The following is a 26,348-nucleotide window of genomic DNA, read 5'->3' as shown; positions in this document are numbered from 1 at the left end:
CGTGGCGCCACACCGCAAGTCCCGGCCCCCCAGTCCCATGGGCATACGGACTCCGGCCCTCGCCACCGCGGCCCTGACCTCGGTGGCCCTTCTCTCCCAGACGGCGAACGCGTCCCCCTCCGAGGAGCCCAAGCCGAGCCTCGAGGAAGTCGAGAAGAAGGTCGGCGACCTCTACCGCCAGGCGGAGACGGCCGGCGAGAAGTACAACGCGGCCAAGGAGAGGACCACCAAGCAGAAGAAGCGCGTCGGCACCCTGCTCGACGACGTGGCACGGCGCACGGAGAAGCTCAACGACGCGCGCGAGGAGCTCGGTACGTTCGCCGCCGCGCAGTACCGCACCGGGGCCGCCGCCCCCGACACCGCCTCCCTGCTCCTCGCGGACAACCCGCAGGACTACTTCGACCAGACCCAGCTGATGGACCGGCTGACCAGCCGCCAGAAGCAGTCCGTCGACGACTACGTGACGCAGCAGACCGCCACGACGGAGAAGCGGCAGGAGGCGTCCCAGAGCCTGGAGACGCTCACCAGGACGCAGAGCTCGCTGAAGACGTCCAAGGCCGACGTCCAGCGGAAGCTCGCCACGGCGCGCGAACTCCTCTCGAAGCTGACCACCGAGGAGAAGGCGCGGCTCGCCGCGATCGAGCGGAAGAAGCAGGAAGAGGCCCAGCGCAAGGCGGACGAGCTGGCCCGGCAGCAGGCGGCCGACGCCGAGCGGCGGCGCCAGGAGGCCGCGCAGGGCACCGGCACCGGGACCTCCACGGGCTCCGGGAGCACCTCGGGGACCTCCGGGTCCGGGCCAGCCGCCTCCACCGCCAAGGCCGACAAGGCGCTCGCCTTCGCCCGCGCCCAGATCGGCAAGCCGTACGTCTGGGGCGCGAGCGGCCCCGGCTCGTACGACTGCTCCGGCCTCACCCAGGCCGCCTGGAAGGCCGCCGGCGTCACGCTCCCGCGCACCACCTGGGACCAGGTCAAGGCCGGCACGACGGTCTCAGTGAACAGCGCACAGCCCGGTGACCTGGTCTTCTTCTACGACGACATCAGCCACGTCGGCATCTACATCGGCGACGGCATGATGATCCACGCGCCCAAGCCGGGGGCGTACGTCCGCGAGGAGTCGATCTACTACATGCCGATCCACAGCGTGGTGCGCCCGGCGTGAGGGGCTTTTCGCAGACTTGAGTGGAGGCAGACCTGAGTGGAGACCCATGTGGAAACACACCGGTCTCCACTCAGGTCCAGAGCACCGCGATGAAGATGTTCACCGTGGTCAGCGCGCCCACCAGGCCGAACAGGCTGCTCTCCACCTTCTCCTCGTCCCGTTTCACGTACACGAGGCCGAGGATCACGACCAGCAGGGCGAGCTTCACGCCGATCTTGATGTTGTTGACGGTCTGGTCGTCGGCCTGGTTGAGGCCGACCAGGATCGCGCCGGTGACCAGCATGGTCAGCGCGCCGTGGAGCATGGCGGGACTGAAGCGGGCCGTGCCGTCACTCATGGCCTTCAGCTGTGTGAGAAAGCCGCCGAGGAGGGACGCGATGCCGATGATGTGCAGGGCTACGAAGACATGAATGAGTACGTCCATGAGCCCGGACACTAACCAGACACCTCCGCACCACCGCGCACCGCCCCCGGCGGAGCCCATAGCACCGGGTCGCCGCCCGTTTCACCACAATCCGCGCATCGGTCACCGCACCACGCCAAGTCGGCGGCACCGGGCCCGGCTCGTGGTCGCACCCGGTCAGCTCATGTCCGAGTCCCACCACTTCCGTACATGCCGTTACCCCCGCCGCGGTCCCAGGTTTAGCGTCCTTCACCAGGTGACCGGCTCCCCACCACCGCCCGGGTCAGGGGCGGCATCCGGACACCACCGCCGAGAAGGTCCGGCGGCGGCCCGCTCCCCCTGTGCGGAACGCCGCCGGACGTGCAACGGGCCCCTGAGGGCCGCCGCCGCAGCCGCACCAACGCCTCGGCGGCCGTACGGAAGGACGTGGATCGCACGTGGCAGCGCACCGCAAGCCGAGACAGCGCTCAGTCGGCGGCAGTACGGCCCGCACCGCCCTCACCATCGCGCTTGCGGGCGCGGCGAGCGCGACCGGGTTCGAGGGGACGGGTGCCGCCGCCCCGGAGCTGACACCCGCTCAGGTCAAGGCGAAGGTCGACAAGTTGTACCAGGAGGCGGAGGTCGCCACCGAGAAGTACAACGGCGCGAAGGAGAAGTCGACCAAGACGCGGGGCCGCCTGGACACCCTGCGGGACGAGGCCGCGCGCAGGACGGAACGGCTCAACTCCGAGCGGGAGGCGCTCGGTTCACTGGCCGCCGCGCAGTACCGGGACGGCGGCGTCGACCCCGCGCTGGGGCTCATGCTCTCCTCCGATCCCGACCAGTACCTGGACGGGGCCGCGTTCGCCGAGCGGGCCGGCAGCAGGCAGGCCTCGAACGTGTCGCGCGTACGCCGGCAGCTGCGCGAGATCGAGCAGTTGCGCGGGGCCGCCCATGTCGAACTCACCTCGCTCAAGGAGCGGCAGGCGGAGCTGAAGCGGCACAAGACGGCCGTCACCGGGAAGCTGGGAGAGGCACGGGATCTGCTGTCGCGGCTGTCGGACGCGGACCGGGCCCGCATCGGCGCCGACGACGCGGACACCGCGCGTGCCTCACGTTCCGCCGCGGGCCCGCGCGATCTGGGCGGCGGCAGCGGTTCGTCGGCCACCGCCCCCAACTCCCGTGCGGCGAACGCCATTTCGTACGCGTACGGAAAACTCGGCAGCCCGTACGTGTGGGGCGCCACCGGTCCCGACGCCTTCGACTGCTCGGGGCTGATGCAGGCCGCGTACCGCGCCGCGGGGATCGAACTGCCCCGCACGACGTACGCGCAGATCAACGCGGGCCAGCGGGTGTCGCGGTCCGAACTGCGCCCCGGCGACCTGGTGTTCTTCTACTCGGGCATCAGCCATGTGGGGCTGTACGTGGGCAACGGGCAGATGGTCCACGCGCCCAATCCGTCGGCGCCGGTGCGGGTGGCACCGATCGACGAGATGCCGTTCGCGGGGGCCACGCGCGTGGCGTGAGCCGGCCGGCGATCAGGCGGAGGTTGGTGGAACAGGCAGGGTTTGGTGGAGAGCGCGGGGGAGTTCAAGCCGTTCGGGCGTCGGCCGGGCGTGGATGGGCATCGCCTGGGTACAGCGGCGGGGTAGCGTCGGCGTGGCACTGTTCGAAATGCCGCACCGCACCGCACGGTCGCGCTCCGCTCCGTTCCCTTCTCACTCTGCCTCGCTGTCTTCCGTCCCGTTCCCGTCCGTCCCGTTGTCTTTCGTCCTGTTGTCTTCCGTCCTGTTGTCTTCCGTCCTGTTGCGTTCCGTCCTGTTCCGCCTGGTTCGCCGTCGCCTTCCCGAAGGATTCGATGCCCGGCCCCACGCTGCCGCTTCCGCCGCCGCCCGCGTACATCAGCGGCTGGCCCAGTCGGTCGGCGCTGTTGGCCGACCGCGGGCGGGCGTTGGAGGAGCTGCGCAGACGCAGTCTCGGGGTGCACCGGGTGCTGCTCCTGTGGCTGCTGGCGGTCACCGCGATCATCGGATGGGCGCTGCTGGTACTGCCGTTGCAGCAACTGGAGCAGCGCGATCCCACCGGGTTCATCCTGGGGCCGCTCTTCGCTGTCCTCGGCCTGGCCTCACTGGCGCCCTCCGTCGTGGCTGTCGTCCTCGCCGTCCGGCGGGACCGCCATATCAGCCAACTTCTCGACGCCTGGCTGCGGTTGGACAACCATCAGCCCGCGGACGCCCGGCTGCGTTCCTCCGGTCTGAGTCTCTTCTGGCTGCTCTCCTCGCTCACCGTCTGCGCGTTCGGGCTGTGGACGTCGTTCGCGGGGGCGGCGGAGGCGAAGACCGGACGGGACGCCTACAGCGACGTGGTGCTCGTGACGGGGATCGGATTCATCCTCTGGCTGACCGGTCTCATCGGCGTGGTGAAGGCCGTACGCCACTATCGGTGGGCCGTGCGGGTGTTGGGGCCCCGGACACCGGCACCCACCGAGCAGCGGACAACGGCCTCACCCAGTACGGCGACCCCCTCCTCGATCGCCGACACCGAGGACGCCGCGTAACCGAGCAGCAGCCCTGGCGGGCCACCCGGGCGCTGGCGGTGCCAGGAGAGCGGGTGCACCTTGACCCCGCGGGCCAGCGCGGCGGCGGCGAGGTCGGCATCCCTGAAGTCCCCGGTTCCTCCGCTGTCCCCGGTTCGTCCGCTGTCATCGGTTCCGGCACTGGCGTCGGTTCCGGCGCTGTCGTCCCCGCCGAACGTGATCAGCAGATGCAGTCCGGCCGCGGCCCCATGCACCACGGCCCCCGGAAGATGCGCCCGTATCGCCCCGATCATCGCGTCCCGCCGACGCCGATGGCGCCGCCGTACCAGCCGCAGGTGCCGCTCCAGTTCCCCCGACTCCATCAGCCGGGCCAGCACGAGCTGGGGCAGAACCGCGTTGCCCAGGTCGGCGTACCGTTTCGCGGCGACCAGCGCCTCCCGGTAGCGCGCGGGCGCCACGACCCACCCCATCCGCAGCGCGGGCGCGAGCAGCTTGGACACGCTTCCGGCGTAGCAGACCCCCTCCGGCAGCATCGACCGCAGCGCGGGCACGGGCGCCCGGTCGTACCGGTGCTCGGCGTCGTAGTCGTCCTCCACGACCAGCCCGCCGTCCCCGGCCCACCGCATCAGCTCCCGGCGCCGCGCGCCCCCGAGTACGACCCCCGTCGGAAACTGGTGCGCCGGGGTCAGCAACACGGCCCGGTGGTCCCGCAGTTCGGACACGAGGACGCCCTCGCCGTCGACCGCCACCGGCGGGGTACGCAGCCCCTGGTTCCGTAGATGCTGCCTGACCCCGAGCGACCCCGGGTCCTCCACGGCGATCTCCTCGATGCCGTCCTCCCGCAGCACCCGCCCGATCAGCGCGAGCGCCTGCGCGGTCCCGGCGACGATCAGTACGTCACCGGCCTCGACCCGGATCCCCCGGTACCGCCCCAGCCACCGGGCGACGGCCCGCCGCAGCTCCTCGGTCCCGCGCGGGTCCCCGTACCCGAACCCGCCCGCAGCCAGCTCCCCGAACACCCCACGCTCGGCCCGCAGCCAGGCCGCCCGCGGAAACGCCGCGAGATCCGGCACCCCGGGCGACAGGTCGATCCGCGCGGCCGCCGTACGGATCAGGTCGAAGACGTCATCGCCGGGCGGGCTGCCGAACGGGGAGGACGGAGTGGAGGCGGACGGGGAGGGAGCGTACGGAGGCTCGGCGCAAGCGAGTTGCCCCGGGCCGACCGCACGGCCTCCGACACCCGAACCCGAAGCACCCGCTGCCCCGGGCCCCGCCACCACCACCGTCCCGCCCCTCCCGCGGCCCTCCACCTGCCCTTCCTCCGAGAGCCGCCGGTACGCCTCGGTCACGACCCCGCGCGAGACGCGCAACTCCGCGGCGAGCACCCGAGTCGCCGGAAGCCTGCTGCCGACCGGCAACCGCCCGTCGGCGACGGCCTGTCTCAACTGCCCGGCCAGCCACTCGGCCCGCCCACCGAACGGCGCCTCGGCCACATCGAGTTGGAGAAAGTCGGAGCCGGGGACGACGGACCCGGCGACGCCCGCCCCGGCCCCCGCACCCACGGCCTCACCGACACACGCGTCCCCCTCGACGCCTATGGCCCTCTCGGCGGCACCTTCTTTGGACCTGTCCACCGGACCATTCTCCGACGAGGCTCACGGTCATGACCACACCCACCGAAGCCCTCGACTACGTCCACGGCTACTCCGCCCACGAGTCCCGCCGCCTCGGCGACCAGGCGGACACCCTCGCGGAACTGCTCCACGCCGGCACGGCGTACCCACCGGGCAGCAAGGTCCTGGAGGTGGGCTGCGGGGTGGGCGCCCAGACGGTGCACCTGGTCGCGGCGAGCCCGGAGGCCCGCTTCGCCGCGGTGGACGTCTCGGCCGCCTCGCTGGCCCAGGCCCGCGCCCGCGTCACGGCGGAGGCCCCGGACGCCCTGGTCACCTGGCACCGGGCGGATCTCTTCGAACTGCCTTTCAAGGACGCCGAGTTCGACCACGTCTTCGTCTGTTTCGTGCTTGAGCACCTGCCCGACCCTCGGCGGGCTCTCACGGCACTGCGCCGCGTCCTGCGCCCCGGTGGCACGCTCACCGTCATCGAGGGCGACCACGGCTCGACGTTCTTCCACCCCGACAGCGCGTACGCCCATGCCGCCATCGACTGCCAGGTCCGGCTCCAGCAGGCGGCGGGCGGAAACGCCCTGCTGGGCCGTCAACTGCACCCGCTTCTCACCGCCGCCGGGTACGAACACATCGACGTCCGCCCCCTGCCGGTCTACGCCGCCCCCTCCCGCCCGGCCCTGGTCGAGGGCTTCACCCGCAACACCTTCATCGCGATGGTCGAGTCCGTACGGGAGGACGCCCTGGCCGCCGGCCTCATGCCCCGGGCGGACTGGGAGCACGGCCTGGCGGACCTGCGCCGCACGGCGGACCCGGACGGCACCTTCCACTACACGTTCTTCAAGGCCGTGGCCGTGAACCCGCCGAACACGGCTGTGAACCCCTGACGTCAGATGCCGTCAGACCAACCGTCGCGCCGTCGCCCACCGAGTCAGCTCGTGCCGGTTCGACAGTTGGAGCTTGCGCAGCACCGCCGAGACATGGGACTCGACCGTCTTGACGGAGATGAACAGCTGCTTGGCGATCTCCTTGTACGCGTAACCGCGGGCGATGAGGCGCAGGACCTCGCGCTCGCGCTGGGTGAGGCGGTCCAGGTCCTCGTCGACGGGCGGGGCGTCGGTGGAGGCGAAGGCGTCGAGGACGAAGCCGGCCAGGCGGGGCGAGAAGACCGCGTCGCCGTCCTGCACGCGGAAGACGGAGTCGACCAGGTCGGTGCCGGTGATCGTCTTCGTGACGTAGCCACGGGCACCGCCCCGGATCACACCGATGACGTCCTCCGCGGCGTCCGACACGGACAGCGCGAGGAACCGCACCGGCTGCTCGGCGTCGGCCATCAACGGCGAGCAGCGGCGCAGGACTTCGACCCCGCCGCCGCCCGGGAGGTGCACGTCGAGGAGGACGACCTCGGGCCGGGTCGCCGTGATGACCGTGACCGCCTGGTCGACGTCGGCGGCCTCGCCGACCACCTCGACGCCGGTCCGCTCGGTCTGCCCGATCTCCGCCTGGACCCCCGTACGGAACATGCGGTGGTCGTCGACGAGAACCACGCGCACGCGTCGCCCGGGCGCGGAGCCCGCCGGATCGGGGGCGCCCGCAGGGCCGTTCGCCGTGGCGGCACCGGACGGCGCACCGGCTCCGGCCGAACCGGCCGTGCTGGCCGAACCTGCCGCACCGGTCGCCGCGGCAGGGCCGCCGGCCGTGCCCGCGCCGGTCGTGCCGGTGTCCGGCTCGACCGCTCCGGTCGGTTCGTTCGCGTCGCTCATGTCTCCGCCCTCTCCATCTCCAGCTCGACCTCCGTGCCGCCGTCCGGCACCGCGCGCAGCCGCGCCGTACCGCCGTTGCGCTCCATGCGGCCGATGATCGATTCTCTGACGCCCATGCGGTCGCCGGGTATCGAATCCAGGTCGAAGCCCGGACCGCGGTCGCGGACCGACACGAAGACGGTCCTCCCCTCGACCTCGGCGAAGACCTGCACCGCACCGCCCTCGCCACCGTACTTGGCCGCGTTCACCATGGCTTCCCTCGCGGCCTGCATCTGGGCGCCGATCCGGTCGTCGAGCGGGCAGTCGCCGACGACCACGACCTCGATGGGGACGCCGTGCTTGTCCTCCACCTCGGCGGCGTTGCGCTTCACGGCCTCCGCGAGCGTGCCGGGCTCGTCGTCCTCGTCCTTGCCGGTGCCCTCGGGCTTGTAGAGCCAGTTGCGCAGGTCTCGCTCCTGGGCGCGGGCGAGGCGTCGGACCTCGTTCGCGTTCTCGGCGTTCCGCTGTATCAGGGTCAGGGTGTGCAGCACCGAGTCGTGGACGTGGGCTGCGACCTCGGCCCGCTCCTGGGCGCGGATGCGCATCAGGCGCTCCTCGGAGAGGTCCTGGGTCATGCGGACGACATACGGGCCGGAAAGCAGCGCTATGCCGACGAGGACCGCGAGCGCGGCCTGGAGGACCGAGCCGAGGTGGGCGGCGGAGCCTTGCAGGACGAAGATCGCGGAGACGCCGGTGGCGACGAGCAGGACGCCGGCCGCGGAGCGGAGCAGGGTGATCGTGCGCTTGCGGCGGCCGACCTCCATCCAGCGGGCCCGCCGCGCGTTGTCCGCCTGGCGCCAGACCAGGGCGACGCCCGCGCCCACCAGGACGGTGGGCCAGAGATAGGCCTTGGCTCCGCCGCTGAGGTCCACATTGCCGACGAAGACCAGGGCCACCACGACCATGGCGAGCAGCGCGACGATCTGGCCCTTGTCGGGCTTGCGGGCGACGAGTCTGCGGCGGCCGTCGGGCGCGGTCTCGGTGGCGAGGGCGGGGGGCCGCTCGGCGTCCACACCGCCGATGCCGAGCGGGACGAAGAACCAGAACGCCGCGTACAGCAACGCGCCGAGGCCGTCCGCCGTCATGAGGCCGACGAAGACCAGCCGCACCCAGATCACCGGCAGCCCGAGATGGCCCGCGAGCCCCCGCGCCACCCCTCCGAGCCAGCGTCCGTCACTGCTGCGGTAGAGCTTGCGCGGCGGCCGCGGGTCCTCGACGGTCAAGGTTGCGGCTTCCGGCATGCCATCGATGTTCACACGCCGGGCAGCGCCGGGCATCAGGGTCGACCCCCTAGACTCCCCTGATCTTCGAATCTCTGCGAATCGCCCGACCCGCGAATAGGCACGGAGTCCCTCTCGGCACGAAGTCTCCTCTCGGCACGGAGTCTCTCCTCCGCTCGGAGTCTCCTCGGTGATCGTCGCGTGAGGGTCCGGCCCAGGGTCGATTTCAGGGTTCGGCCAGGGTCGTACCGACTCCCGTCCGGCCGTCGCGGCCGTCACCATGGACACATGACAGATCACCAGCACGCCGCGCCGGGTCCGGGACCCGGCTCCGGCCCGGCCGGGAGTGGAGTCCCGGGGGTGGAGCCGCAGGACACCGTGCTCGCGGCGGGCGCCCGGGCGACCGCGGGTGAGGAGCCGCGCGCACCCGGGGAGCCGAACCCGCCGGAGAGCCCGGTCCCGCCCGGGGAGCCCGGTGTGCCCGGTGTGCCCGGTGTGCCCGGTGTGCCCGGTGTGCCCGGTGTGCCCGAGGTCCCGCGGAAGTTCCGGCGCGACCCGCGGCACAAGATGCTGGGCGGCGTGTGCGCGGGGCTCGGGCGGCACTGCGACATGGACCCGGTGATCTTCCGGATCGTGCTCGCCGTGCTCTCGGCGACCGGCGGCATCGGCCTTCTCTTCTACGGCTTCGCCTGGCTCTTCGTCCCGAACGACGACGAGGACGAGAACGAGGTGCGCAAGCTCCTCACCGGCCGGGTGGACGGCCAGGCGCTGGCGGGCGTGCTGTTCGCCCTGGTCGGCTGCGGTGTGTTCCTCTCCATGCTGAGCAACAGCGGTGTGCTGACGTTCGGGACGGTGCTCTCACTGCTCCTCGCGGGCGCCGGGTACTGGTCGCGGCAGCGCGCCACGGACGACCCCGACCCGCTCGCCGCGCAGGCCGTCGCCGACGCACCGCCCGAGGCGCAGGCACCGCCCGTCCCCGCCTCGTTCCCCTCCTGGTGGCGCGAGCCCATCGTCAAGGACGGCACGTATGTGGGCGGCACGGGCTATCTGTGGGGCCCCAAGGACGCCCGCGAGCGCGACATCGCGGCGGCCATCACCATCGCGCGCGGCGGCGGCCACGTCCGGGACATTCCGGCCCGGGCGCCCAAGCCGCGCGGCCCCCGCTCGATCGGCGGCCAGGTGTTCCTGTTCGCCCTCCTCGCGGGCCTGCTCGGTACGCACCTGACCTGGGACGACCGCGCGCTGGGCGCCAGCCTGCAGACCGGCCTGGCCTGTGCGCTCGGCGTGCTCGGCCTGGGCATCGCGGTCAGCGCGTTCCGGGGGCGCACCGGAGCGGGGTCGATCTTCCTCGCGATCGTCACGGCGGGCCTGCTGGCCGGCTCGGCGGCACTGCCGAAGGACATCAGCACCCACTGGGTGCGTACGGACTGGACACCCGCCACGGCCGCCGCCGTACGGGAGCACTACGACCTCGGCACCGGCGTCGGCACGCTCGACCTCAGCCGGATCGACCTCGCCAAGGGCCGGACCGTGGCGACGTACGCCGAGGTGGGGATGGGACAGCTCAAGGTGATCCTGCCCAAGGACGTGACGGTGCAGCTGGTGATCGAAGTGGGCGTCGGCGACATCCAGTTGCCGGGCGACGACAAACAGGACGTGGACGTGGCCCCGGGCAAGCACAAGCAGCTGACGCTCTCCCCCACAGACACGGACAAGGCCAAGGCAGGCGGCACGCTCGACCTCACCCTCGAAGTCGGCATCGGACAGGCGGAGGTCATCCGTGGCACGTCATGAGTTCCAGCCCGGTCGGCTCATCGCGGGCTTCTTCCTCGCCCTCACAGGCGTCGTCTACGCCGGAGACGCGGGCGACGCCTGGGACACCCCGTGGTTCGTGGTGATCCCCCTCGTCACGGTCGGCCTCTGCCTGGCGGCCGCGGCGGGCACCCTGGCCCACGGAATCCGGCGCCGCAGGCGCCGCGCGCTCCTGGCCCGGGAGACACAGGGCTCCCAGGCGGACGAGCGGATACCGGGCCGGTAGTCCCTCACGCGGTACCGCGCCCCTTCAGGGACGCGGGGCTGTGTACATGCGACTGCTCCCCCACTCTCGGCTTCGCTCGACCAGGGAGGGACCCCGTCGTGGGCGCGACCAGCCCCCACGCGGCCCGCAGGTCGTCGCCCTGCTTCCAGCGGAGCGCCTCGCGAAGCGCCTCGCGGAGTGCCTAGTAGGCGCTGCTCGTCCGGCGCCTGCGCCGGGATCGCAGCATCGCATCCACCGAGAACACCGACGCACCGGCGAGCACGATCGGCAGCCAGGCCATCAGGTAAGGGAGGTCGTTGCCGTAGTAGTACGGGTCAGAGGCCCAGCTCACCGTCAGCCAGAGGCTGAGGGAGATCAGGGCGCCGCCGAACGCGGCGAGACGGGCGAGGAGACCGATCAGCGTGCCGATACCCACCGCGAGCTCACCGAAGGCGATGGCATAGCCGAAGCCGACGGGATTCTTCAGGGCGAGATCGACGAGCGCCGGAATGGCCGACGAGTCGCGCACCGCCCGCATCAGGTCGCCGACCGATCCGGCCCCGGCGTCGTGCATGAAGGCACTGTCGGTCAGCTTGTCGATTCCCGCGTAGATGAAGGTGACGCCGAGGAAGACCCGCAGCGGAAGCAGGGCGTACCGCGTCGCGGTGTCCCGCCAGTCGCCGCCGCCGTCGTCCATGTATCCGGAGTGCGTGTCCATTCGCATGCCGTGAGCCATCGCTCTCCGCCGCCTCTCGCCCGCCGAACGGTCCACCCCTCAACAGACGATACGTACGACGGCGAGGTCCCGCTCAGGAGCGGACGCACAAATTTTCACCAGGTCCCCCTGAACATCCCTTTTGAGCCCGTACGGGAACGGAGGATCCGGGTCCGCGGGCCGCTCCCCGGAGACACGTCCATGCGAGTGGCGGGCGGGAGCCGTGGGCCGGGCGCCGCGGTCGCTCCGCCACCGAGGCGCGGTCACTCCGTCACATCGATCCCCACCCGGTTCGTCTCCAGCCCCGCCGCGGTGACGACCTGTACGTCCACCCGCCCGGGCTCCACATCCGCCGGCACCGGCACGGTGAGCACGGCGTCGGAGGGGTTGCTGAACCCACCGGGCACCGGAACCAGCGGCACGTGCACATGCACGGCCCCGATCCGCACCACCATCCGCGACAGCCGGTCCGCGCCCTGCGCGCCGGGCGGCACGAATCCGGCGCCCCGGATCTCGATGTCGTCGCCGGTCCGGATCGGCGCGTCCAGATCGCCCGCCTCGCGCGCCCGCACGACCGACAGAATCACCGGCCGCCCGCCCTCCGCGTACTTCCCGGCGACGTACGTGGCGGCCGACACCAGCACCATCACGGCGAGGCCCCACGGCAGATCGGGCAGCTGCTCGGGCCGGCGGGCCAGCCGCACCGCCGCGAAGACGAGTGCGACGGCGCCCGCGACCACGTACTGGATGTCGGCGAAGCTGCCGCGGCCGGAGTCGTCGGTGAGGAGGTCCGCGGCCCGCGGCCGGTCGGCCCGTACCTTCTGCAGCCGCTGTCCGAGAACGCGCAGACCGACGACCCGACGCACGAGTACGGCGATCGCGCACGCGACGGCGAGCACGGTCACGATCCCGGCTCCCCGGGCGAGTTCGAGCCCGGCGATCAAGGAGTCCCGCTGGGCGGGGGAGGAGGCTCCGGCCAGCCGTCCCGCCAGGACGAGCACGGCGTAGACGACGAACAGCACCCAGCCGACCGCCACGGCACGGGAGGTGGACAGCCGGTTGTCCTCGCCGATGACGGGCGCCAGCACCCCGCCCCGCGCCCGGTGGAACCACGAGGCGCCGGTCAGCAGCAGGCTCACGACCACCGCGGCCACCAGCCCCGCGGTCCGCGCGGCCGTCCAGCCCGCCCCGATCGCGGTGAGCGTCTGCACCAGGAGCAGGACGAGGACAACTCCCCACACGGCGATGACGGTTCGCCGCCACACCAGGCCGAGCCAGACCTCGCCCTCGGCCCGCCCGCGCTCCGCGACGACGTCCGCGGACTGGGTCAGTTCGTCCGACACCCACTGCCTCGACGCGCCGGCCGAGTACGCGACGGCCGCGGGCAGCCCCCGCCCGGACGCCAACTCGTCCCGCTTGGAAAGGAACTCGGCAACGGCACGCCGATGTCCCTCGCGTGCCCCGTGCGGACAGTTCCCGCAGGTGCAGCCCCCCTCGTGCCCGCTCCGACCGGCGCCGCGCCCGGCGTCACGCCCCGCGCCCTGTCCAGTCTCCTGCACCGCCACGCCCGTTGCCGCCTTCCAGACCATTGGGTCGAACCCTCATCTACCGCACACCCCACCGAACAGACGCATGCTCTACCGAACCGACGCACGCCGTACCGAACCGACCGCACGCCCTACCGATATGTCACGTTCGCACGCCACCGCCGCACCGCGGACAGCGGCACGACCGCCGGCCCCGAGGCCACCGGTCGCACAATCAACCCCCGCACATCTGCGCAGCCGCACAACTGCCTCGCGACGACAGCGCATTGTGCCGTACCCCACACCCCGCGCGTCCGCCAGGTCTGGTCAGCGCGGGTGAACCGCCCACCCCCGTGTTGACCCGGCTGCGAGAATTCGCGTATGGCCGAGATCATCCAGCGCGACGGGACCTGGGCCTTCGACGGCAGCACGGTCCGGATCACCCCGGGACTGCACCGCTCCGTGCCGCTGTTCCGGCAGACGTACGGAGAGATCGCCGTGCCCCTCGAAGCGGTCGCGGGCGTCGCCTACGAACCCGAACGCAAGCGGGGCCGCCTGCGCCTGAGACTCCGCGAGGGCGCCGACCCGCTGCTCCAGGCGACCGGTGGCCGGCTGCCCGAGCCCGCGGACCCGTACCGGCTGACCGTGGACATCGACGGCTCGGGCGTCGCCGAGTACGTCGCCGAGGAGATCCGGCACGCCCTGCTCCTCGAAGAGATTCCCAGGGAACCGGCCAGAACCTACCTCGTGTCCGGCCCGCCCGTCCCCGTCTCGGTCCGTTCCAGCGACGGCACGGTGTCCTTCGACGGCACCCAGGTCCGTATCGACTGGAGCGACACCTCGGACCGGGTGAAGCGCGCGACGGGCCCGCGCATCATCGAGCTGCCGGACCTGGTCCAGGTGGAGTGGCTGCCCAACTCCGGTTACGAGGACGGCTTCCTGCGCTTCGTGACCCGTGACTCGGTGTTCTCCAAACTGCCGCCGGAGAAGGACCCGTTCGCCCTCGACCTGTGGGGCAGTGCCCGCCGCGATCTGCTCACGGCACTGGTCGCCACCGCGGTCATGGCCCGGCTCCCGCACCCGTCCACCAGGTCCGGCGAGTACGCCCGGGGCGACCCGCCCCGCCTCCCGGCCGCACCCGAGGACGCCGTACCGCAGCAGCCCAGGCAGGGGCATCACGACGTACTCCTGCGCCGCCTCAGGGAGTTGGGCGAACTGCACCGCGACGGCGTGCTCACGGACGAGGAGTTCGCGACGACGAAAGCGGCGGTGCTGCGGGACTTCTGAACCGGGCCTTCCGACTGAGGAGTTGAGGGCTGAGGAGTTGGGAGCTGAGGAGATCGGGTTGGCTCAACTGAGTAGATCGGGTTCACTGCGGCTGATGTCCTGCCACAGTGGCTGGTAGTTGATCCACGCCACCAGATCCCCGCCGAGCTGTTCCCGTGTCGCGACCGCCTGCTTGTGGTCGATGAGTACGGGACGGCCCGCCGCGCACGCGGTCAGCTGCACCTGGCACGAGCGCTCCATCGACAGGAACCACCAGGCCGCCGCGTCCACCGAGTCGCCGACGGTCAGCAGCCCGTGGTTGCGCAGCACGAGCGCCTTGCGGGTGCCGAGCCCCGAGGCGATCCGCCGCCCCTCCTCGGCGTCCACGGCGACCCCCGAGTACGCGTCGTACAGCGCGTGGTCCTCGTAGAACGCGCAGCTCTCCTGGGTGATCGGATCGAGCAGGTCGCCGAGCGCGGACAGCGCGCGGCCGTGCACCGAGTGGCAGTGGGCGACCGCGACGACGTCCGGCCGGGCGGCGTGCACCTGCGCGTGCACGGTGAACGCCGCCTGGTTCACGTGATAGCGGCCCTCGATCACCTGCCCGTCCTCGTTGGCCATGACCAGGTCACTGACCGTGACATGCTTGAACGGCATCCCGAACGGATTGACCCAGAAACAGTTGCTGTACTCCGGATCGCGCGCGGTGATGTGCCCGGAGACCCCGTCCTCGAACCCGAGCCGGCCGAACAACCGGAGCGCGCCCGCGAGGCGTTCCTTGCGGTGCCGCCGCTCGTCGTCGAGCGACTCGTGCATCGGCGGCATGGCGAACCGCAGCCGGTCGGTGGGAAGGGGCAGGGGCGGCGTGGGCCCGTGCATATGTCCTCCAGCCCTGAGGTACGGACTCGGTACGTGTCTACGGGCCGGAAGTTACCGGCGGTCAGCGCAGGAGAACAGAGATGTTCGTGAAGAGAGTGCACAACCGTTGCACGGGGTCGCTGGTCTGCCTGTCCGGAGCCAACTATTCGGTCGGGCACCTGCACCGACGCCCCCTGGAGGACCCCGTGCGCAGTCACCCCCCTACGCTGCGCGGACCGCGTCCCGCGACCGCACCCCCCACCAGCCCATGAAGAGAAACGAGCGCCTTGTCACTGGCATGCTCAGACAGATCGCCACGCGCGACGTGGTCGTCCTGGACGACCTCGGCGGGTCCCCCCGCCGCCTCGCCGCGCTCACCTACATCGCCGTGCAGTACGGATTCCGCTACGAGGAGACGAACAGACTCGGCCAGACACTCCAGGTCCGCCTGACCCGCGACCCCCGCCCTGAAGCGCGCGAACGAAGCACGGCCGCCCTCGGCCGCCTCGCCGCGGGCCGCGCTCCGGGCATGCGCCCGGGCACGCTCAAACCGCTGCCCGACGTGGCGCCCGCGGTCGGGCTGCTCAGGGCCCGTATCGAGTTCGACGCGCTGGCCGACGACCTCGACTGGCGCCGCAAGGCCGTCTTCATGACCGCCAGCGCGGCCCTCATGGCACTGCTGCTGATCCCCGCGGGCTGGAGGGCCTCGCTCGCCGCGAGCGCCACCATGGCCGCGGTGTTCGCGGTCTTCCTGCGCCTGGAGGTGTTACGGAAGGACCGGCTGGCCCGGCGGCTGCGGTCGGCGGGGCTGATCTGAGCGATCCGGCCCGAGGAACCCTCCGCCGCAATGGCGACAGAGGATGTCGGGTATCGGCGTAAGACTCGTCGTATGACTCGGACGACATCGACTCGCGGGACATCGAACTGGGCAGCGTTCACCGCCGCGGAACCGGACCTCGCCAAGACCGTCGAGGACCGGTTCGCGGCCTTCACTCACCACATCGTGGCGACCCTCCGCAAGGACGGGTCGCCACGCACCTCGGGACTCGAAGTCCGGTTCCTGAACGGGGAGTTGTGGCTCGGCATGATGCCGGACTCGCTCAAGGCGCTGGACCTGCGCCGCGACCCGCGCTTCGCCCTGCAGACCAATCCGGGCCCCGGCACGGGGATGGCGGGCGGCGACGTACGGATCGCGGGCCGGGCCGTCGAGGTCGAGGACCCGGCGGAGCGCGCCCGGTACGCCGAAGAGGTGGAACCGCCGGAGCCGTTCCACCTCTTCCGCACCGAGCTGACGGAGGTCGTACGGACCTACGTCGAGGACGACACCTATCTGGTCGTCGAGATCTGGAAGCCCGGAGAGCCGGTGCGGACTCTCAAGCGGACCTGACCGTCAGCAGCAGCCCGGGGCTACTCCCACTCGATGGTGCCCGGCGGCTTCGACGTCACGTCGAGGACGACCCGGTTGACGTCCGCGACCTCGTTGGTGATGCGCGTCGAGATCTTCGCGAGGACGTCGTACGGGAGGCGCGACCAGTCGGCGGTCATCGCGTCCTCGGACGAGACGGGCCGCAGCACGATCGGGTGGCCGTACGTCCGGCCGTCGCCCTGGACGCCGACGCTGCGGACGTCCGCGAGCAGCACGACCGGACACTGCCAGATGTCACGGTCGAGACCGGCCGCCGTCAGCTCCTCGCGGGCGATGGCGTCGGCCTCGCGGAGCAGGTCGAGCCGCTCCTTGGTGACCTCGCCGACGATACGGATACCGAGGCCGGGGCCGGGGAACGGCTGGCGCTGGACGATCTCGTCCGGCAGGCCGAGCTCCTGGCCGACCATCCGGACCTCGTCCTTGAACAGCTGGCGCAGCGGCTCGATCAGCTTGAATTCGAGGTCTTCCGGCAGCCCGCCCACGTTGTGGTGGGACTTGATGTTGGCGGTGCCGGTGCCGCCGCCGGACTCGACGACGTCCGGGTAGAGCGTGCCCTGCACCAGGAACGCGACCTCGGGCCCCTCGTCCGCGATGATCTCCGCCTGCGCCTGCTCGAAGACGCGGATGAACTCGCGCCCGATGATCTTCCGCTTCTCCTCGGGGTCGCTGACTCCCTTGAGCGCGGTGAGGAACCGCTCCTCCGCGTCCACGACCTTCAGCTGTACGCCGGTCGCGGCCACGAAGTCCTTCTCGACCTGCTCGGTCTCGCCCTTGCGCATCAGACCGTGGTCGACGTACACGCAGGTCAGCTGGGTGCCGATGGCCTTCTGCACGAGGGCGGCGGCTACGGCGGAGTCGACACCGCCGGACAGGCCGCAGATGGCGCGCTTGTCGCCGACCTGCTCGCGGATCGCGGCGACCTGCTCCTCGATCACATTGCCGGTGGTCCAGTTCGGGGTCAGGCCCGCGCCCCGGTACAGGAAGTGTTCGAGCACCTGCTGGCCGTGCGTGGAGTGCATGACCTCGGGGTGGTACTGGACCCCGTACAGCCGCTTCTCGTCGTTCTCGAAGGCCGCGACCGGGACGACGTCCGTGGAGGCCGTGACCGAGAAGCCCTCCGGGGCCGCGCTGCACGCGTCGCCGTGGGACATCCACACCGACTGCTCGTCCGGGGTGCCCTCGAAGAGGGTCGAGCCCGACTTGGAGACGTGCAGCGGCGTACGGCCGTACTCGCGGGCGCCGGTGTTGTCGACCGTGCCGCCGAGGGTGGTCGCCATCAGCTGGAAGCCGTAGCACATGCCGAAGACCGGGACACCGGCCTCGAAGAGCGCGCGGTCCAGGCGGGGGGCGCCCTCCGCGTACACCGACGAGGGGCCGCCGGAGAGGATGATCGCCGCCGGGTTCTTGGCGAGCATCTCCGCGACCGGCATGGTGCTCGGCACGATCTCGCTGTAGACCCGGGCCTCGCGGACCCGGCGGGCGATGAGCTGGGCGTACTGCGCACCGAAGTCGACGACCAGGACGGTGTCGGGGGCGACGGGGGACGCTTCTGGCACGGTTTGCCTTCCGGCGGTGAGCAAGGGGTGTGTGGGGGCGAGTCTACCGGGGGGTCGGGGGTGGGGGGCCTACGACCTTTCCTCGCCCCCGCCGGGGCGAGGAAAGGTGTCTCAGGATTCGAACCGAGTTGGACGGCACCGCCCGCCCGGGCATACTGCTCCCATGCTCACGCACGAGACCTTCGTCTTTACCTATGGCAACCGGCCCACCGGCTGCCATGGTCGTGCTGCTTGAGCAACTGACAAGCGACTTCCCAGGCGCCCCGGGCCGACAAGGCCCGGGGCGCCTCGCGGTTTCCGGACCTTGCCGCTCCGGGGCACCCCACCCGAAGAGGAACCCCCGAGATGAGCACAGCCGCCGCCACGAACACCTCCACCGACAAGACCGGCGCCCGCACCGAAGAGGCCGCCGACGTCATCACCGGCGCCCGCGAACGCATCGACGCCCTCGACGACCGGATCATCGGCCTCGTCCAGGAGCGCATGGCCATCTCGGCGGTCATCCAGGAGGCCCGGATCGCCTCCGGAGGCCGCCGCGTGAACCTGTCCCGCGAGATGGACGTCCTCGGCCACTACAGGGACGCGCTCGGCAAGCCGGGCACCTCGCTCGCGATGACCCTCCTGGAGCTGTGCCGGGGCCGCGTATGAAGACCGCCTCCGAAGACCGCCTCCGACGATGCTGAGGGCGTACGGGATCCACGTACGACATCCGTGTACGACGGACGTCCGGTGCACGCACGTACGCATGTCCTCTCACCCGTACGGCGCGTGACCGCCCCGCGGCGGGCTTCGTTGGTCCCGGTGTCCGTGCCAGCCAGGGGCGGGCCCGAAGAACCACGCGTGGCTCCGCTGGAACGATGAGGCGTACGGACGTGCGCCGTGGGACCTCGTTCCAGAGAAGTGACCGGACGGCAGGGGACAGCAGCCCGGTCACCCAAGAGAGGTCGGCTCCGGGGACGCTCGGAGCCGACCGGCGGAATCTGTGCAAGGGCGGTCGAAACGGTTGCGGAGGCCGCGGCCCATCGAGCACGATGTCTGGAACCACCCCAAAGTCCCAGAGCAGACAGCGGCATTGGATCGTCTTACCGCCATTGGTCGATACCACGCGCACTCCCCTCGTGCGCCGGGGCGCCGACCGGGCGGAGAAGCCAGTAAACGGCGCACCCCCCGGCGCCGTCCCGCAGGCACCGACGCTGCCCTGACGTCGGTGCTGACCACGAAGGGCCCCGCGGTTGTCCGCGGGGCCCTTCGCCTGTCCGGTACGCCGTGCGGCCGGTCCCGGGTCCCCGGCCTTGCCGTCCTGTCAGGCCGTCGTCCTCTTCAGCTTGGCGAGCTGCGCCTCGACGAGTTCGACAGGGACCTCGACCTCGTCGGTGTCCAGCATGTTCATCGAACTGAAGGCCACCAGCGTCGAACCGTCCCGCACGACCGTGTACGCGGCCGGGACCTCCGCCCCCTCGATGGAGGCGACCAGCCGGAACGCGACGGACTCGTCGCCCAGCTTCGGATCGGCCAGCGCGTTGACCCCGGAGTACTTGTAGCCGACGTACCGGTACTCGGTGCACTCGCCCGTCGCCTTGCGCAGGCCGGCGAGCACGTCGTCCGCCTCGTCGGACCCGTACGAGAGGAGCGCGAGCGTGGTCACCGAGGCGTTCGTCTCGTCCTTGGCGGTGACGCCGCAGCTGAGGGAGGTCCGCGAGACCGGGTCGGTGGTGAACAGGAACATGTCCGCGACCGGCTGGCACTTGGCCGGGCCCGCCGGGGAGGACGCCCCCTGGAGATCGGCGGATCCGGCCCCCTCGACCTTGTAGCCCTTGACGTCACCCGTCACGAGCGCGGCCTTCTTCAACCGGGCCCGGGTCAGGGGTTCGTCCGTGTCCGGGGCGGCCGAAGAGTCCTTGGCCGGAGCCTTCGCCCCGTCCTTCGCCCCGTCCTTCGACCCCGCGTCCCCCTCCGCCTTCTCCTTCGACTCGCCGGCCTGCTTTGCGGCGGCCGACGTCCGTGCCGCCTTCTTGTCCTTGTCGTCGCCGCCCGCGCACCCCGAGGCGCATCCGATGCCTGCCACGACCGAAGCGGCCACGAGGGTCCGCACGATCCTCTTGCTCACGCCCGCCTTCACGCCCGTACCCATGTCCGTGCTCATGTCCGGGACACCGTCCCACACTCCTCCGACCCGGACTTGCCGATGTCCCGGCTGCGGTCGTACGGGTCGGTCGTGGGCCCGCTCGGCGGGGCGCCGGTGGGATCGACCGAGTCGAACTGCGGGTGCAGGAAGCCGTCGTAGACGTCACAGGCGGAGTTGGCGAGATCCAGGTCGTGGCGGTTGACCGAGAGCCTGCCCGGGGTGACCTCGTACTTCGCCGGGTTGAGGAGTTCCAGGTCCAGGACGCGGCGGACGATGGTGCGGGAGACCTCGGTGGCGTCCGGGTCCGCCAGGGCCAGCGGGTAGACGAAGGTGTAGTCGGCGTGGATGGCGACGCCACCGTCCTTGCCCGCCTTGAAGGTCGTACGGCCACGGGTCTTGACCACGTCGCCGACGAGCCGCACCTCGTCCGGGTCGAAACGGCTGAAGAGCCAGAGCGGGTCGCTGTCCTTGCCGGGCGTGCGGAGCCAGGACTTCGCGTCGTCGATCACGTCCGGCTGCTTGGGGTCGAGGATCTTGTCGAGCGTGGTCTCGGGGGTGCCCCCGAGCAGGGTCTTGCGGTCGATGTTCGTGTCGACGAGCAGGGACTTGGTCTGCGCCAGGGCCTTCGCCACCTGGTCCTTGCCGAACGCGCCGACCGGCTTGGCCTCCGGCAGGACGATTCCGGCGGCGCCGTCGGCGTACCGCACTGCCGGGGAGCCGGCGAACGGCTCGTCCAGCGTGGGCGTTCCGGGCGCCGCGGAGGGGGCGCTCGACGGGGCCGCGGTCTCGTCGGGCAGCGGGTTCGCCGACTGCGTGCCCTCGTCCGTGCCGGTGCCGAACAGGTCACCCGGCAGCAGGGACGGCTTCATGGCCACCACGGCCGCCACGATCGCGAGCACCACGCCGATGATCGTCCACACCTTGCGGCGCCGGGCCGCCCGCCCGTTCATCTCCTGCCAGGCGGGCCCGGTGCGCCACCCCGGGGGCAGCTCGCCGCGCGCCTCCTGCTGCCGCAGCCGTTCGGTCACCATCCGGGCCCGCGCGGACGGCTCCTTGGGCGCCTCGGACGTATAGATGTCCCGCTCGCTGTCCTGGACGAACTGCGCCCACACGTCGTCCGGTATGGACTCTCCGGACTGCCCGGCCCCCTCAGGTTCCTCGGGTGTCTTCTCCGACGGCTTCTCGGCCATGGCGCTCGCGCCCCTCCCCCGTGATCGACCCGCGGATCGACGTTTTCTTCGAATTACTCGACGAACAAACGATGGACAGTTCTAAGGCGTAGGCAAGGGAGTTCACAAGTCCGGGCCGACTGTGACCCAGCCCACATAAAAATTCTGTGAGTTCGGAGGCAACCCTTTACAGGAGTCACAGGTCTCACTTGCGGAACCAACGGCCGTACCCGCGTACTCCGCACGCGGAGGCCTCCCAACATCTCGTGCCGCAACGCTGCGGTACGCCGGACTCTTCGAGGTCTTCATGAAGCTTCGCCGTGTCATGGCCGCTGCGGCCACGACGGCTGTCATAGCTCCACTCGCGCTGCTGTCGGCTCCTGCCGCCTTCGCGACCGACCCGACTCCGACCGGGACCGAGTCCGCGACCACGACGCCGACCGCGACTGCGACCACCGAGTCCGGGACGCCGACGGCCACGCCGACGACGACGCCGGTCACCCAGACCCCCTCGGGCACGCCGACCTCCACCACGACCCCGAGCAACACCACGACGCCCACCGGGTCGCCGACCACGACGCCCGAGCCGAGCGAGGAGCCCGACCCGGACGTCCCCTACTGCGAGGACCTCGACGAGAACTACGGCGACGCCAAGGTCTCCGCGGACATCAAGGGTCTGCCCGGCAAGATCGTCGCGGGCGACGGCTTCCACAACTTCAACCTGGTCGTCACCAACGAGTCGAAGGCCGACATCAAGGGTGTCGCCTTCTACGCCGAGATCGAGAACTACGAGCTCGACGAGGCGAAGTTCCTGAGCCCGTACGTCACGCTGGAGTTCAAGAACACCGAGTCCGGCAAGTGGGAGCGGATCGGCGACGAGAACTGGGCCGGTGACTACTTCTTCTACGTCGAGTCCCTGAAGGCGAAGGCGAGCGAGAAGGTCGCCCTGCGCTTCAGCGTCGACAAGGGCGCTCCGGCCGGTGACTCGTACTCCTTCGGCTCCGGCGCCTACCTGGACAACATCAAGGGCCAGGACTGCATCGCCGAGGGCTGGGCGCAGTACGACTTCGAGGTGCTGAAGGCCGGCTCCGCCAACCCGAGCCCGGGCACCGCCGAGCCGGGTGACAACGACAGCAAGGACCCGGTGAAGAAGCCGCAGGGCAACGTCTCCGAGCTGCCGACCGGCAACCTCGCCGAGACCGGCTCCAGCTCCGCCCTGCCGACCATCGGTCTCGTCGGCGGCGCCGCCGTCGTCGCCGGTGCCGGTGCGGTGTTCGTCGTCCGCCGCCGCAAGGCCGGCGCCGACGCCTAGGACGCGTAGGGCGTAACTCGCTTCACGCGAACCAACGCTTCACGCAAGAAACGAAGGACCTGCGCTCGGAGGGGGGCGCAGGTCCTTCGTCGTTTCCGGTCGCCGATTGCACGCGGTACGGCGGGAGTTACTTCTTCGGCGGCACCGTCGGTATTCCCAGGAACGGCAGGCGCAGCGCGCCGAAGGCGTCCGCGGGGACGGCGGGTGCGAGGGGCTCGACCGGCTTCAGGCGCTCGTACGCGGCCCCCTGCGCCGGACGCGGGTCCGCCTCGCCCTTGTTGGGCCAGTACGACATCGCCCGCTCCGCCTGCGCGGTGATCGTGAGCGAGGGGTTGACGCCCAGGTTCGCCGAGACCGCGGCGCCGTCGACCACCGAGATGCCGGGGTGTCCGTACAGCCGGTGGTACGGGTCGATGACGCCCTCGGCGGCCGACGCGCCGATCGGGCAGCCGCCCAGGAAGTGGGCGGTGAGCGGGGTGCCCATCAGCTCGCCGACGTTCGAGCCGGGGAAACCGTTGATCTCCGCGGCGATCGCGGAGGCCGACTCCGAAGCCGCCTTGATCTGCTTGGGGTTGGGGGCGCCGTGGCCCTGCCTGGCCGTGAGCAGGCCCTTGCCCGCGCCCTTCGGCTTCAGGTACGTCGTCAGGGAGTTGTCGAGGGACTGCATCACCAGGCCGATGATGGTCCGCTCCGACCAGCGGCGGTTGGAGAGCGAGCGGGCCACGAGGGTGGGGTGCTTCACCGCGTTGACCAGCCAGCCCAGCACCCTCGACGAGCCCTCCGTGTAGGGGACTTGGAGGATCGACAGACTGCCCATCGAGTTCGAGCCCCTCCCGTAGCGGACGGGCTCGATGTGGGTGTTCTCGTCCGGGTGGACCGACGAGGTGATCGCGACTCCGCGCGTGAAGTCGACCTTCGCCTCGCCGGTGGCCTTCCGGTAGCGGCGGTTGTCGGTCTGCGCGCCGACCAGGGCCTCGGAGTTGGTACGGGTCAGCTCGCCCAGCCTGCCGGACAGGTACGGGAGTTGGCCGCTCGACTTCATGCGGTGCAGCAGGGTCTGGGTGCCGTACGTGCCGGCGGCGAGGACGACCCGGCGGGCCTTGAAGGTCCGGCCCTCGCCCTTGCGTTTCTCGTCCGTCGGGAGCGTCGCGACGGCGTAGCCGCCCTGCGAGTCGTCGGTGACCGACATGACGGTCGTCATCGGGTGGACGACCGCGCCCGCCTTCTCCGCGAGGTAGAGGTAGTTCTCGTTGAGGGTGTTCTTCGCGCCGTGCCGGCAGCCCGTCATGCACTCGCCGCACTCGGCGCATGCCTTGCGGGCCGGCCCCACCCCGCCGAAGTACGGGTCGTCGACCTGCTGTCCGGGCCCCGCCTTCGCGGTCCCGTCGGCGTCCTCGCCGTCACCGAAGAAGACGCCGACCGGTGCCATGTGGAAGGTGTCGCCCACGCCCATCCGCTGGGCGGCTGCCTTGAGGTGGACGTCCGAGGGCGTCATGGTCGGGTTGAGCCGTACGCCGAGCATGCGCCGGGCCTGGTCGTAGTACGGCTTCAACTCCTCCTGCCAGTCGGTGATGTCCTTCCACTGCGGGTCCTCGAAGAACGTCTTCGGCGGTACGTAGAGGGTGTTGGCGTAGTTGAGCGAGCCGCCGCCGACACCTGCGCCCGCCAGGACCATGACGTTGCCGAGGAGGTGGATGCGCTGGATGCCGTACATGCCGAGTCTCGGCGCCCAGAGGTAGTTCTTGAGGTCCCAGGAGTTCTTGGGGAGGGACTCGCGGGTGAAGCGGCGGCCCGCCTCCAGGACGCCTACGCGGTAGCCCTTCTCCGTGAGGCGCAGGGCTGTGACGGATCCGCCGAAGCCGGAGCCGACGACGATGACGTCGTAGTCGTAAGCGTCCTGAGGCACGTGCCTTCTCCCCTTTGAGTGTGCAGTGCGGGTGCTCTGTGGTGGCTCGCGCCCCTGAAAGACGCCCCTGAACGACAAAGGACTTCTAACGGAACCGGAATGCCTTCATCAGCCTCAGGCTGCGGCTCATGAACCGGGCGTAGCCCTCGTCGTCCATGCCGAGGGACGGGGCCATGGGCAGCAGGCGCTGCTGGGCCACCGTCTGGGCCTCGGTGTACTTGAGGATGCCCTCGGAGCCGTGGCGGCGGCCGAGGCCGGAGTCCTTCATGCCGCCCATCGGGGACTGGACGCTGCCGTAGGCGGGCGCGTAGCCCTCGTTGACGTTGACCGTGCCGGTGCGCAGGCGGGCCGCGACGTCGGCGCCGCGGCGGCCGTCCTTCGTCCACACCGACGAATTGAGGCCGTACGGCGTGGAGTTGGCGAGTTCGACCGCCTCGTCCTCGTCCTTGAAGCGGTAGATGGAGACGACCGGGCCGAAGGTCTCCTCGTTGCAGACCGCCATCGGCGCCTCGACGCCGTCCAGGATCGTGGGCTCGAAGAAGTACGGGCCGATGTCCGGCCGTGCCACACCGCCCGCGACGAGCCTGGCGCCCTTGGAGACCGCCTCCTCGACGTGCCGGGTCACCGTCTCCAGCTGGCGCTCACCGACCAGCGAGCCCATCTCGGCGCCGTACGAGAGGGACTTGCCGAGCCGCATCGCCCTGGTGCGTGTGGCGAACCGCTCCACGAAGGCGTCCGCGATCGACTCGTGGACGTACAACCGCTCGATGGAGATGCAGAGTTGGCCCGCGGACGAGAAGCAGGCGCGGACCGCACCGGCCGCCGCCTTGTCGATGTCGGCGTCCTCAAGGACCAACATGGCGTTCTTGCCGCCGAGTTCGAGGGAGACACCGACCAGACGGGCCGCCGCGCTCTGGGCGACCTCGCGGCCCGTGCGGGTGGAGCCGGTGAACGAGACGTAGTCGGCGCGCTTGACGACCTCCGGGCCGACGACCGGCCCCTCGCCCAGGACGACCTGGAAGACGTCGGCCGGCAGGCCCGCCTCGATCAGCAGGTCACGGGCCCACAGGGCGGTGAGGCAGGTCTCGGTGTCGGGCTTCATGACGACGGCGTTGCCCGCGACGAAGGCGGGGATCGCGTCGCCGACGGAGAGTTCGAGCGGGTAGTTCCAGGGGGCGATCTGGCCGACGACGCCCCGGGGGTGGCGCAGCTCGGTGACCTTGGTGAGGGTCGGCACGGCGCCCGCGTGGCGCTTGGGCCTGAGGTACGAGGCGGCCTTGCGGCCGTAGTGGCGGGCCGCCACGGCGACGGCCTGCACCTCCTCGTGGGCGTGCAGCCGGGCCTTGCCGGTCTCCAGCTGGATGAGGTCCAGCACCTCGGCCTGGCGGGCGAGCACCAGGTCGTGGAAGCGGAGGAGGACGGCGGCGCGCTGCCTGACCGGGGTCTGGGCCCAGACGGCCTGGGCGGCGCGGGCCTTCTCGTAGGCCCGTTCCACGTCCTCGGGGGTGGACTCGGGCAGGTCGGCCAGCTTCTCGCCCGTGAACGGCGTGTGGTTGGCGGTGCGGCCCGAACCGACCACGCCACGCGTGAGCTGTGCGATCAGCTCCGGCGTGACCACGTCAGCAGCCGTGCGGGCGCCCTCGGGGGCGGGCGCGAGGGGGTTGGTGCCGGTCTTTTCCGGGGCCTGTGCCGGGGCCTGCGAGTCGGTCATGGCCCGCAGCGTATGCCCGGGCCCGCCGCTTTGGGTACCC

The 26,348-nt window shown here is 71.1% G+C and carries 22 protein-coding genes; 10 read left to right on the top strand and 12 right to left on the bottom strand.

Annotated elements, in window-relative coordinates; all coding sequences use genetic code 11:
* Position 1 precedes the first annotated feature (1 nt).
* Complete coding sequence (locus ACH4YP_RS05775; protein WP_361054075.1) at positions 2–1,159, top strand: NlpC/P60 family protein; 1,158 nt, start codon at positions 2–4, stop codon at positions 1,157–1,159.
* Positions 1,160–1,229: 70 nt separating this feature from the next.
* Here the strand turns inward: ACH4YP_RS05775 and ACH4YP_RS05770 are convergent, their stop codons facing one another.
* A complete protein-coding gene (locus ACH4YP_RS05770; protein ID WP_361054072.1) occupies positions 1,230–1,583 on the bottom strand; it encodes a hypothetical protein in 354 nt (117 codons plus the stop codon).
* Between the two features lie 416 nt (positions 1,584–1,999).
* Here ACH4YP_RS05770 and ACH4YP_RS05765 point away from each other — a divergent pair, with 416 nt between their 5' ends.
* Positions 2,000–3,067, top strand: coding sequence for an NlpC/P60 family protein (locus ACH4YP_RS05765; RefSeq protein ID WP_398489561.1), 1,068 nt, complete (start codon positions 2,000–2,002; stop codon positions 3,065–3,067).
* A gap of 910 nt (positions 3,068–3,977) precedes the next feature.
* Here the strand turns inward: ACH4YP_RS05765 and ACH4YP_RS05760 are convergent.
* Entirely contained in the window at positions 3,978–5,639 is a 1,662-nt protein-coding gene (locus ACH4YP_RS05760) for a PLP-dependent aminotransferase family protein (protein ID WP_398490009.1), read from the bottom strand.
* 101 nt (positions 5,640–5,740) lie between these two features.
* Between ACH4YP_RS05760 and ACH4YP_RS05755 the strand changes: the two genes are divergently transcribed.
* Positions 5,741–6,586 carry an L-histidine N(alpha)-methyltransferase gene (locus ACH4YP_RS05755; RefSeq protein WP_361054066.1) on the top strand — a complete coding sequence of 282 codons (846 nt, stop codon included), beginning with the start codon at positions 5,741–5,743 and terminating at the stop codon, positions 6,584–6,586.
* 12 nt (positions 6,587–6,598) lie between these two features.
* Here the strand turns inward: ACH4YP_RS05755 and ACH4YP_RS05750 are convergent, their stop codons facing one another.
* Positions 6,599–7,462, bottom strand: coding sequence for a response regulator transcription factor (locus ACH4YP_RS05750; RefSeq protein ID WP_361054063.1), 864 nt, complete (start codon positions 7,460–7,462; stop codon positions 6,599–6,601).
* Positions 7,459–8,742, bottom strand: a complete 1,284-nt coding sequence (locus ACH4YP_RS05745) for a PspC domain-containing protein (protein ID WP_361054060.1) — start codon at positions 8,740–8,742, stop codon at positions 7,459–7,461. The genes ACH4YP_RS05750 and ACH4YP_RS05745 overlap by 4 nt, the downstream gene beginning before the upstream one ends.
* Before the next feature lie 267 nt (positions 8,743–9,009).
* On the opposite strand from ACH4YP_RS05745, the gene ACH4YP_RS05740 reads away from it, so the two are divergent.
* Together ACH4YP_RS05740 and ACH4YP_RS05735 are read left to right on the top strand one after the other, a co-directional pair.
* Complete coding sequence (locus ACH4YP_RS05740; protein ID WP_398489559.1) at positions 9,010–10,515, top strand: PspC domain-containing protein; 1,506 nt, start codon at positions 9,010–9,012, stop codon at positions 10,513–10,515.
* Complete coding sequence (locus ACH4YP_RS05735; RefSeq protein ID WP_361054054.1) at positions 10,502–10,759, top strand: hypothetical protein; 258 nt, start codon at positions 10,502–10,504, stop codon at positions 10,757–10,759. The genes ACH4YP_RS05740 and ACH4YP_RS05735 overlap by 14 nt, the downstream gene beginning before the upstream one ends.
* Before the next feature lie 181 nt (positions 10,760–10,940).
* On the opposite strand, the gene ACH4YP_RS05730 is transcribed toward ACH4YP_RS05735, so the two are convergent.
* Complete coding sequence (locus ACH4YP_RS05730) at positions 10,941–11,462, bottom strand: DoxX family protein (RefSeq protein WP_398489557.1); 522 nt, start codon at positions 11,460–11,462, stop codon at positions 10,941–10,943.
* Between the two features lie 254 nt (positions 11,463–11,716).
* Entirely contained in the window at positions 11,717–13,018 is a 1,302-nt protein-coding gene (locus ACH4YP_RS05725) for a hypothetical protein (RefSeq protein ID WP_398489556.1), read from the bottom strand.
* A gap of 342 nt (positions 13,019–13,360) precedes the next feature.
* Between ACH4YP_RS05725 and ACH4YP_RS05720 the strand changes: the two genes are divergently transcribed.
* Positions 13,361–14,266, top strand: coding sequence for a DUF4429 domain-containing protein (locus ACH4YP_RS05720; protein WP_398489555.1), 906 nt, complete (start codon positions 13,361–13,363; stop codon positions 14,264–14,266).
* Between the two features lie 63 nt (positions 14,267–14,329).
* Here ACH4YP_RS05720 and ACH4YP_RS05715 read toward each other — a convergent pair whose 3' ends face one another.
* Positions 14,330–15,124: a class II aldolase/adducin family protein gene (locus tag ACH4YP_RS05715; protein ID WP_269653884.1), complete on the bottom strand. Its 795-nt coding sequence runs from the start codon at positions 15,122–15,124 to the stop codon at positions 14,330–14,332.
* Positions 15,125–15,401: 277 nt separating this feature from the next.
* On the opposite strand from ACH4YP_RS05715, the gene ACH4YP_RS05710 reads away from it, so the two are divergent.
* Entirely contained in the window at positions 15,402–15,920 is a 519-nt protein-coding gene (locus ACH4YP_RS05710) for a hypothetical protein (RefSeq protein ID WP_361054041.1), read from the top strand.
* Between the two features lie 72 nt (positions 15,921–15,992).
* The gene (locus tag ACH4YP_RS05705) at positions 15,993–16,490 is read left to right on the top strand and encodes a pyridoxamine 5'-phosphate oxidase family protein (RefSeq protein WP_361054038.1); all 498 of its coding nucleotides are present in this window, start codon (positions 15,993–15,995) and stop codon (positions 16,488–16,490) included.
* Between the two features lie 20 nt (positions 16,491–16,510).
* Here ACH4YP_RS05705 and guaA read toward each other — a convergent pair whose 3' ends face one another.
* Positions 16,511–18,085 (bottom strand): glutamine-hydrolyzing GMP synthase, encoded by a 1,575-nt coding sequence (guaA, locus tag ACH4YP_RS05700; RefSeq protein WP_361054035.1) that lies wholly within the window; start codon positions 18,083–18,085, stop codon positions 16,511–16,513.
* Between the two features lie 345 nt (positions 18,086–18,430).
* Between guaA and ACH4YP_RS05695 the strand changes: the two genes are divergently transcribed.
* Complete coding sequence (locus tag ACH4YP_RS05695; RefSeq protein WP_361054032.1) at positions 18,431–18,733, top strand: chorismate mutase; 303 nt, start codon at positions 18,431–18,433, stop codon at positions 18,731–18,733.
* A 655-nt stretch (positions 18,734–19,388) separates the two neighbouring features.
* On the opposite strand, the gene ACH4YP_RS05690 is transcribed toward ACH4YP_RS05695, so the two are convergent.
* Positions 19,389–20,228: a hypothetical protein gene (locus ACH4YP_RS05690; protein ID WP_398489553.1), complete on the bottom strand. Its 840-nt coding sequence runs from the start codon at positions 20,226–20,228 to the stop codon at positions 19,389–19,391.
* A complete protein-coding gene (locus tag ACH4YP_RS05685) occupies positions 20,225–21,400 on the bottom strand; it encodes a hypothetical protein (RefSeq protein WP_361054027.1) in 1,176 nt (391 codons plus the stop codon). The genes ACH4YP_RS05690 and ACH4YP_RS05685 overlap by 4 nt, the downstream gene beginning before the upstream one ends.
* A gap of 286 nt (positions 21,401–21,686) precedes the next feature.
* Between ACH4YP_RS05685 and ACH4YP_RS05680 the strand changes: the two genes are divergently transcribed.
* Positions 21,687–22,691: an LAETG motif-containing sortase-dependent surface protein gene (locus tag ACH4YP_RS05680; RefSeq protein ID WP_398489551.1), complete on the top strand. Its 1,005-nt coding sequence runs from the start codon at positions 21,687–21,689 to the stop codon at positions 22,689–22,691.
* 127 nt (positions 22,692–22,818) lie between these two features.
* On the opposite strand, the gene ACH4YP_RS05675 is transcribed toward ACH4YP_RS05680, so the two are convergent.
* Together ACH4YP_RS05675 and ACH4YP_RS05670 are read right to left on the bottom strand one after the other, a co-directional pair.
* The gene (locus ACH4YP_RS05675) at positions 22,819–24,597 is read right to left on the bottom strand and encodes a GMC family oxidoreductase N-terminal domain-containing protein (RefSeq protein ID WP_398489550.1); all 1,779 of its coding nucleotides are present in this window, start codon (positions 24,595–24,597) and stop codon (positions 22,819–22,821) included.
* Between the two features lie 85 nt (positions 24,598–24,682).
* On the bottom strand, positions 24,683–26,308 hold the full coding sequence (locus tag ACH4YP_RS05670) for a succinic semialdehyde dehydrogenase (protein ID WP_398489548.1): 1,626 nt from the start codon (positions 26,306–26,308) through the stop codon (positions 24,683–24,685).
* Positions 26,309–26,348: the final 40 nt, after the last annotated feature.

The sequence above is a fragment of the Streptomyces sp. NPDC020747 genome, assembly GCF_044334695.1.
Taxonomy (GTDB): Bacteria; Actinomycetota; Actinomycetes; order Streptomycetales; family Streptomycetaceae; genus Streptomyces.
The sequence above is the reverse complement of the archived record's forward strand: the minus strand, read 5'-3'. Positions and strand labels throughout refer to the sequence as shown.

Bases quoted from the DNA above. Each gene is read 5' to 3' on its own strand.
- ACH4YP_RS05690 (WP_398489553.1), bottom strand. From the start codon at position 20,228: ATGAGCACGGACATGGGTACGGGCGTGAAGGCGGGCGTGAGCAAGAGG.
- ACH4YP_RS05730 (WP_398489557.1), bottom strand. From the start codon at position 11,462: ATGCGAATGGACACGCACTCCGGATACATGGACGACGGCGGCGGCGAC.
- ACH4YP_RS05755 (WP_361054066.1), top strand. From the start codon at position 5,741: ATGACCACACCCACCGAAGCCCTCGACTACGTCCACGGCTACTCCGCC.
- ACH4YP_RS05670 (WP_398489548.1), bottom strand. From the start codon at position 26,308: ATGACCGACTCGCAGGCCCCGGCACAGGCCCCGGAAAAGACCGGCACC.
- ACH4YP_RS05740 (WP_398489559.1), top strand. From the start codon at position 9,010: ATGACAGATCACCAGCACGCCGCGCCGGGTCCGGGACCCGGCTCCGGC.
- ACH4YP_RS05705 (WP_361054038.1), top strand. From the start codon at position 15,993: ATGACTCGGACGACATCGACTCGCGGGACATCGAACTGGGCAGCGTTC.
- ACH4YP_RS05750 (WP_361054063.1), bottom strand. From the start codon at position 7,462: ATGAGCGACGCGAACGAACCGACCGGAGCGGTCGAGCCGGACACCGGC.
- ACH4YP_RS05695 (WP_361054032.1), top strand. From the start codon at position 18,431: ATGAGCACAGCCGCCGCCACGAACACCTCCACCGACAAGACCGGCGCC.
- ACH4YP_RS05680 (WP_398489551.1), top strand. From the start codon at position 21,687: ATGAAGCTTCGCCGTGTCATGGCCGCTGCGGCCACGACGGCTGTCATA.
- ACH4YP_RS05770 (WP_361054072.1), bottom strand. From the start codon at position 1,583: ATGGACGTACTCATTCATGTCTTCGTAGCCCTGCACATCATCGGCATC.
- ACH4YP_RS05745 (WP_361054060.1), bottom strand. From the start codon at position 8,742: ATGCCGGAAGCCGCAACCTTGACCGTCGAGGACCCGCGGCCGCCGCGC.
- ACH4YP_RS05710 (WP_361054041.1), top strand. From the start codon at position 15,402: ATGCTCAGACAGATCGCCACGCGCGACGTGGTCGTCCTGGACGACCTC.
- ACH4YP_RS05685 (WP_361054027.1), bottom strand. From the start codon at position 21,400: ATGGCCGAGAAGCCGTCGGAGAAGACACCCGAGGAACCTGAGGGGGCC.
- ACH4YP_RS05715 (WP_269653884.1), bottom strand. From the start codon at position 15,124: ATGCACGGGCCCACGCCGCCCCTGCCCCTTCCCACCGACCGGCTGCGG.
- ACH4YP_RS05720 (WP_398489555.1), top strand. From the start codon at position 13,361: ATGGCCGAGATCATCCAGCGCGACGGGACCTGGGCCTTCGACGGCAGC.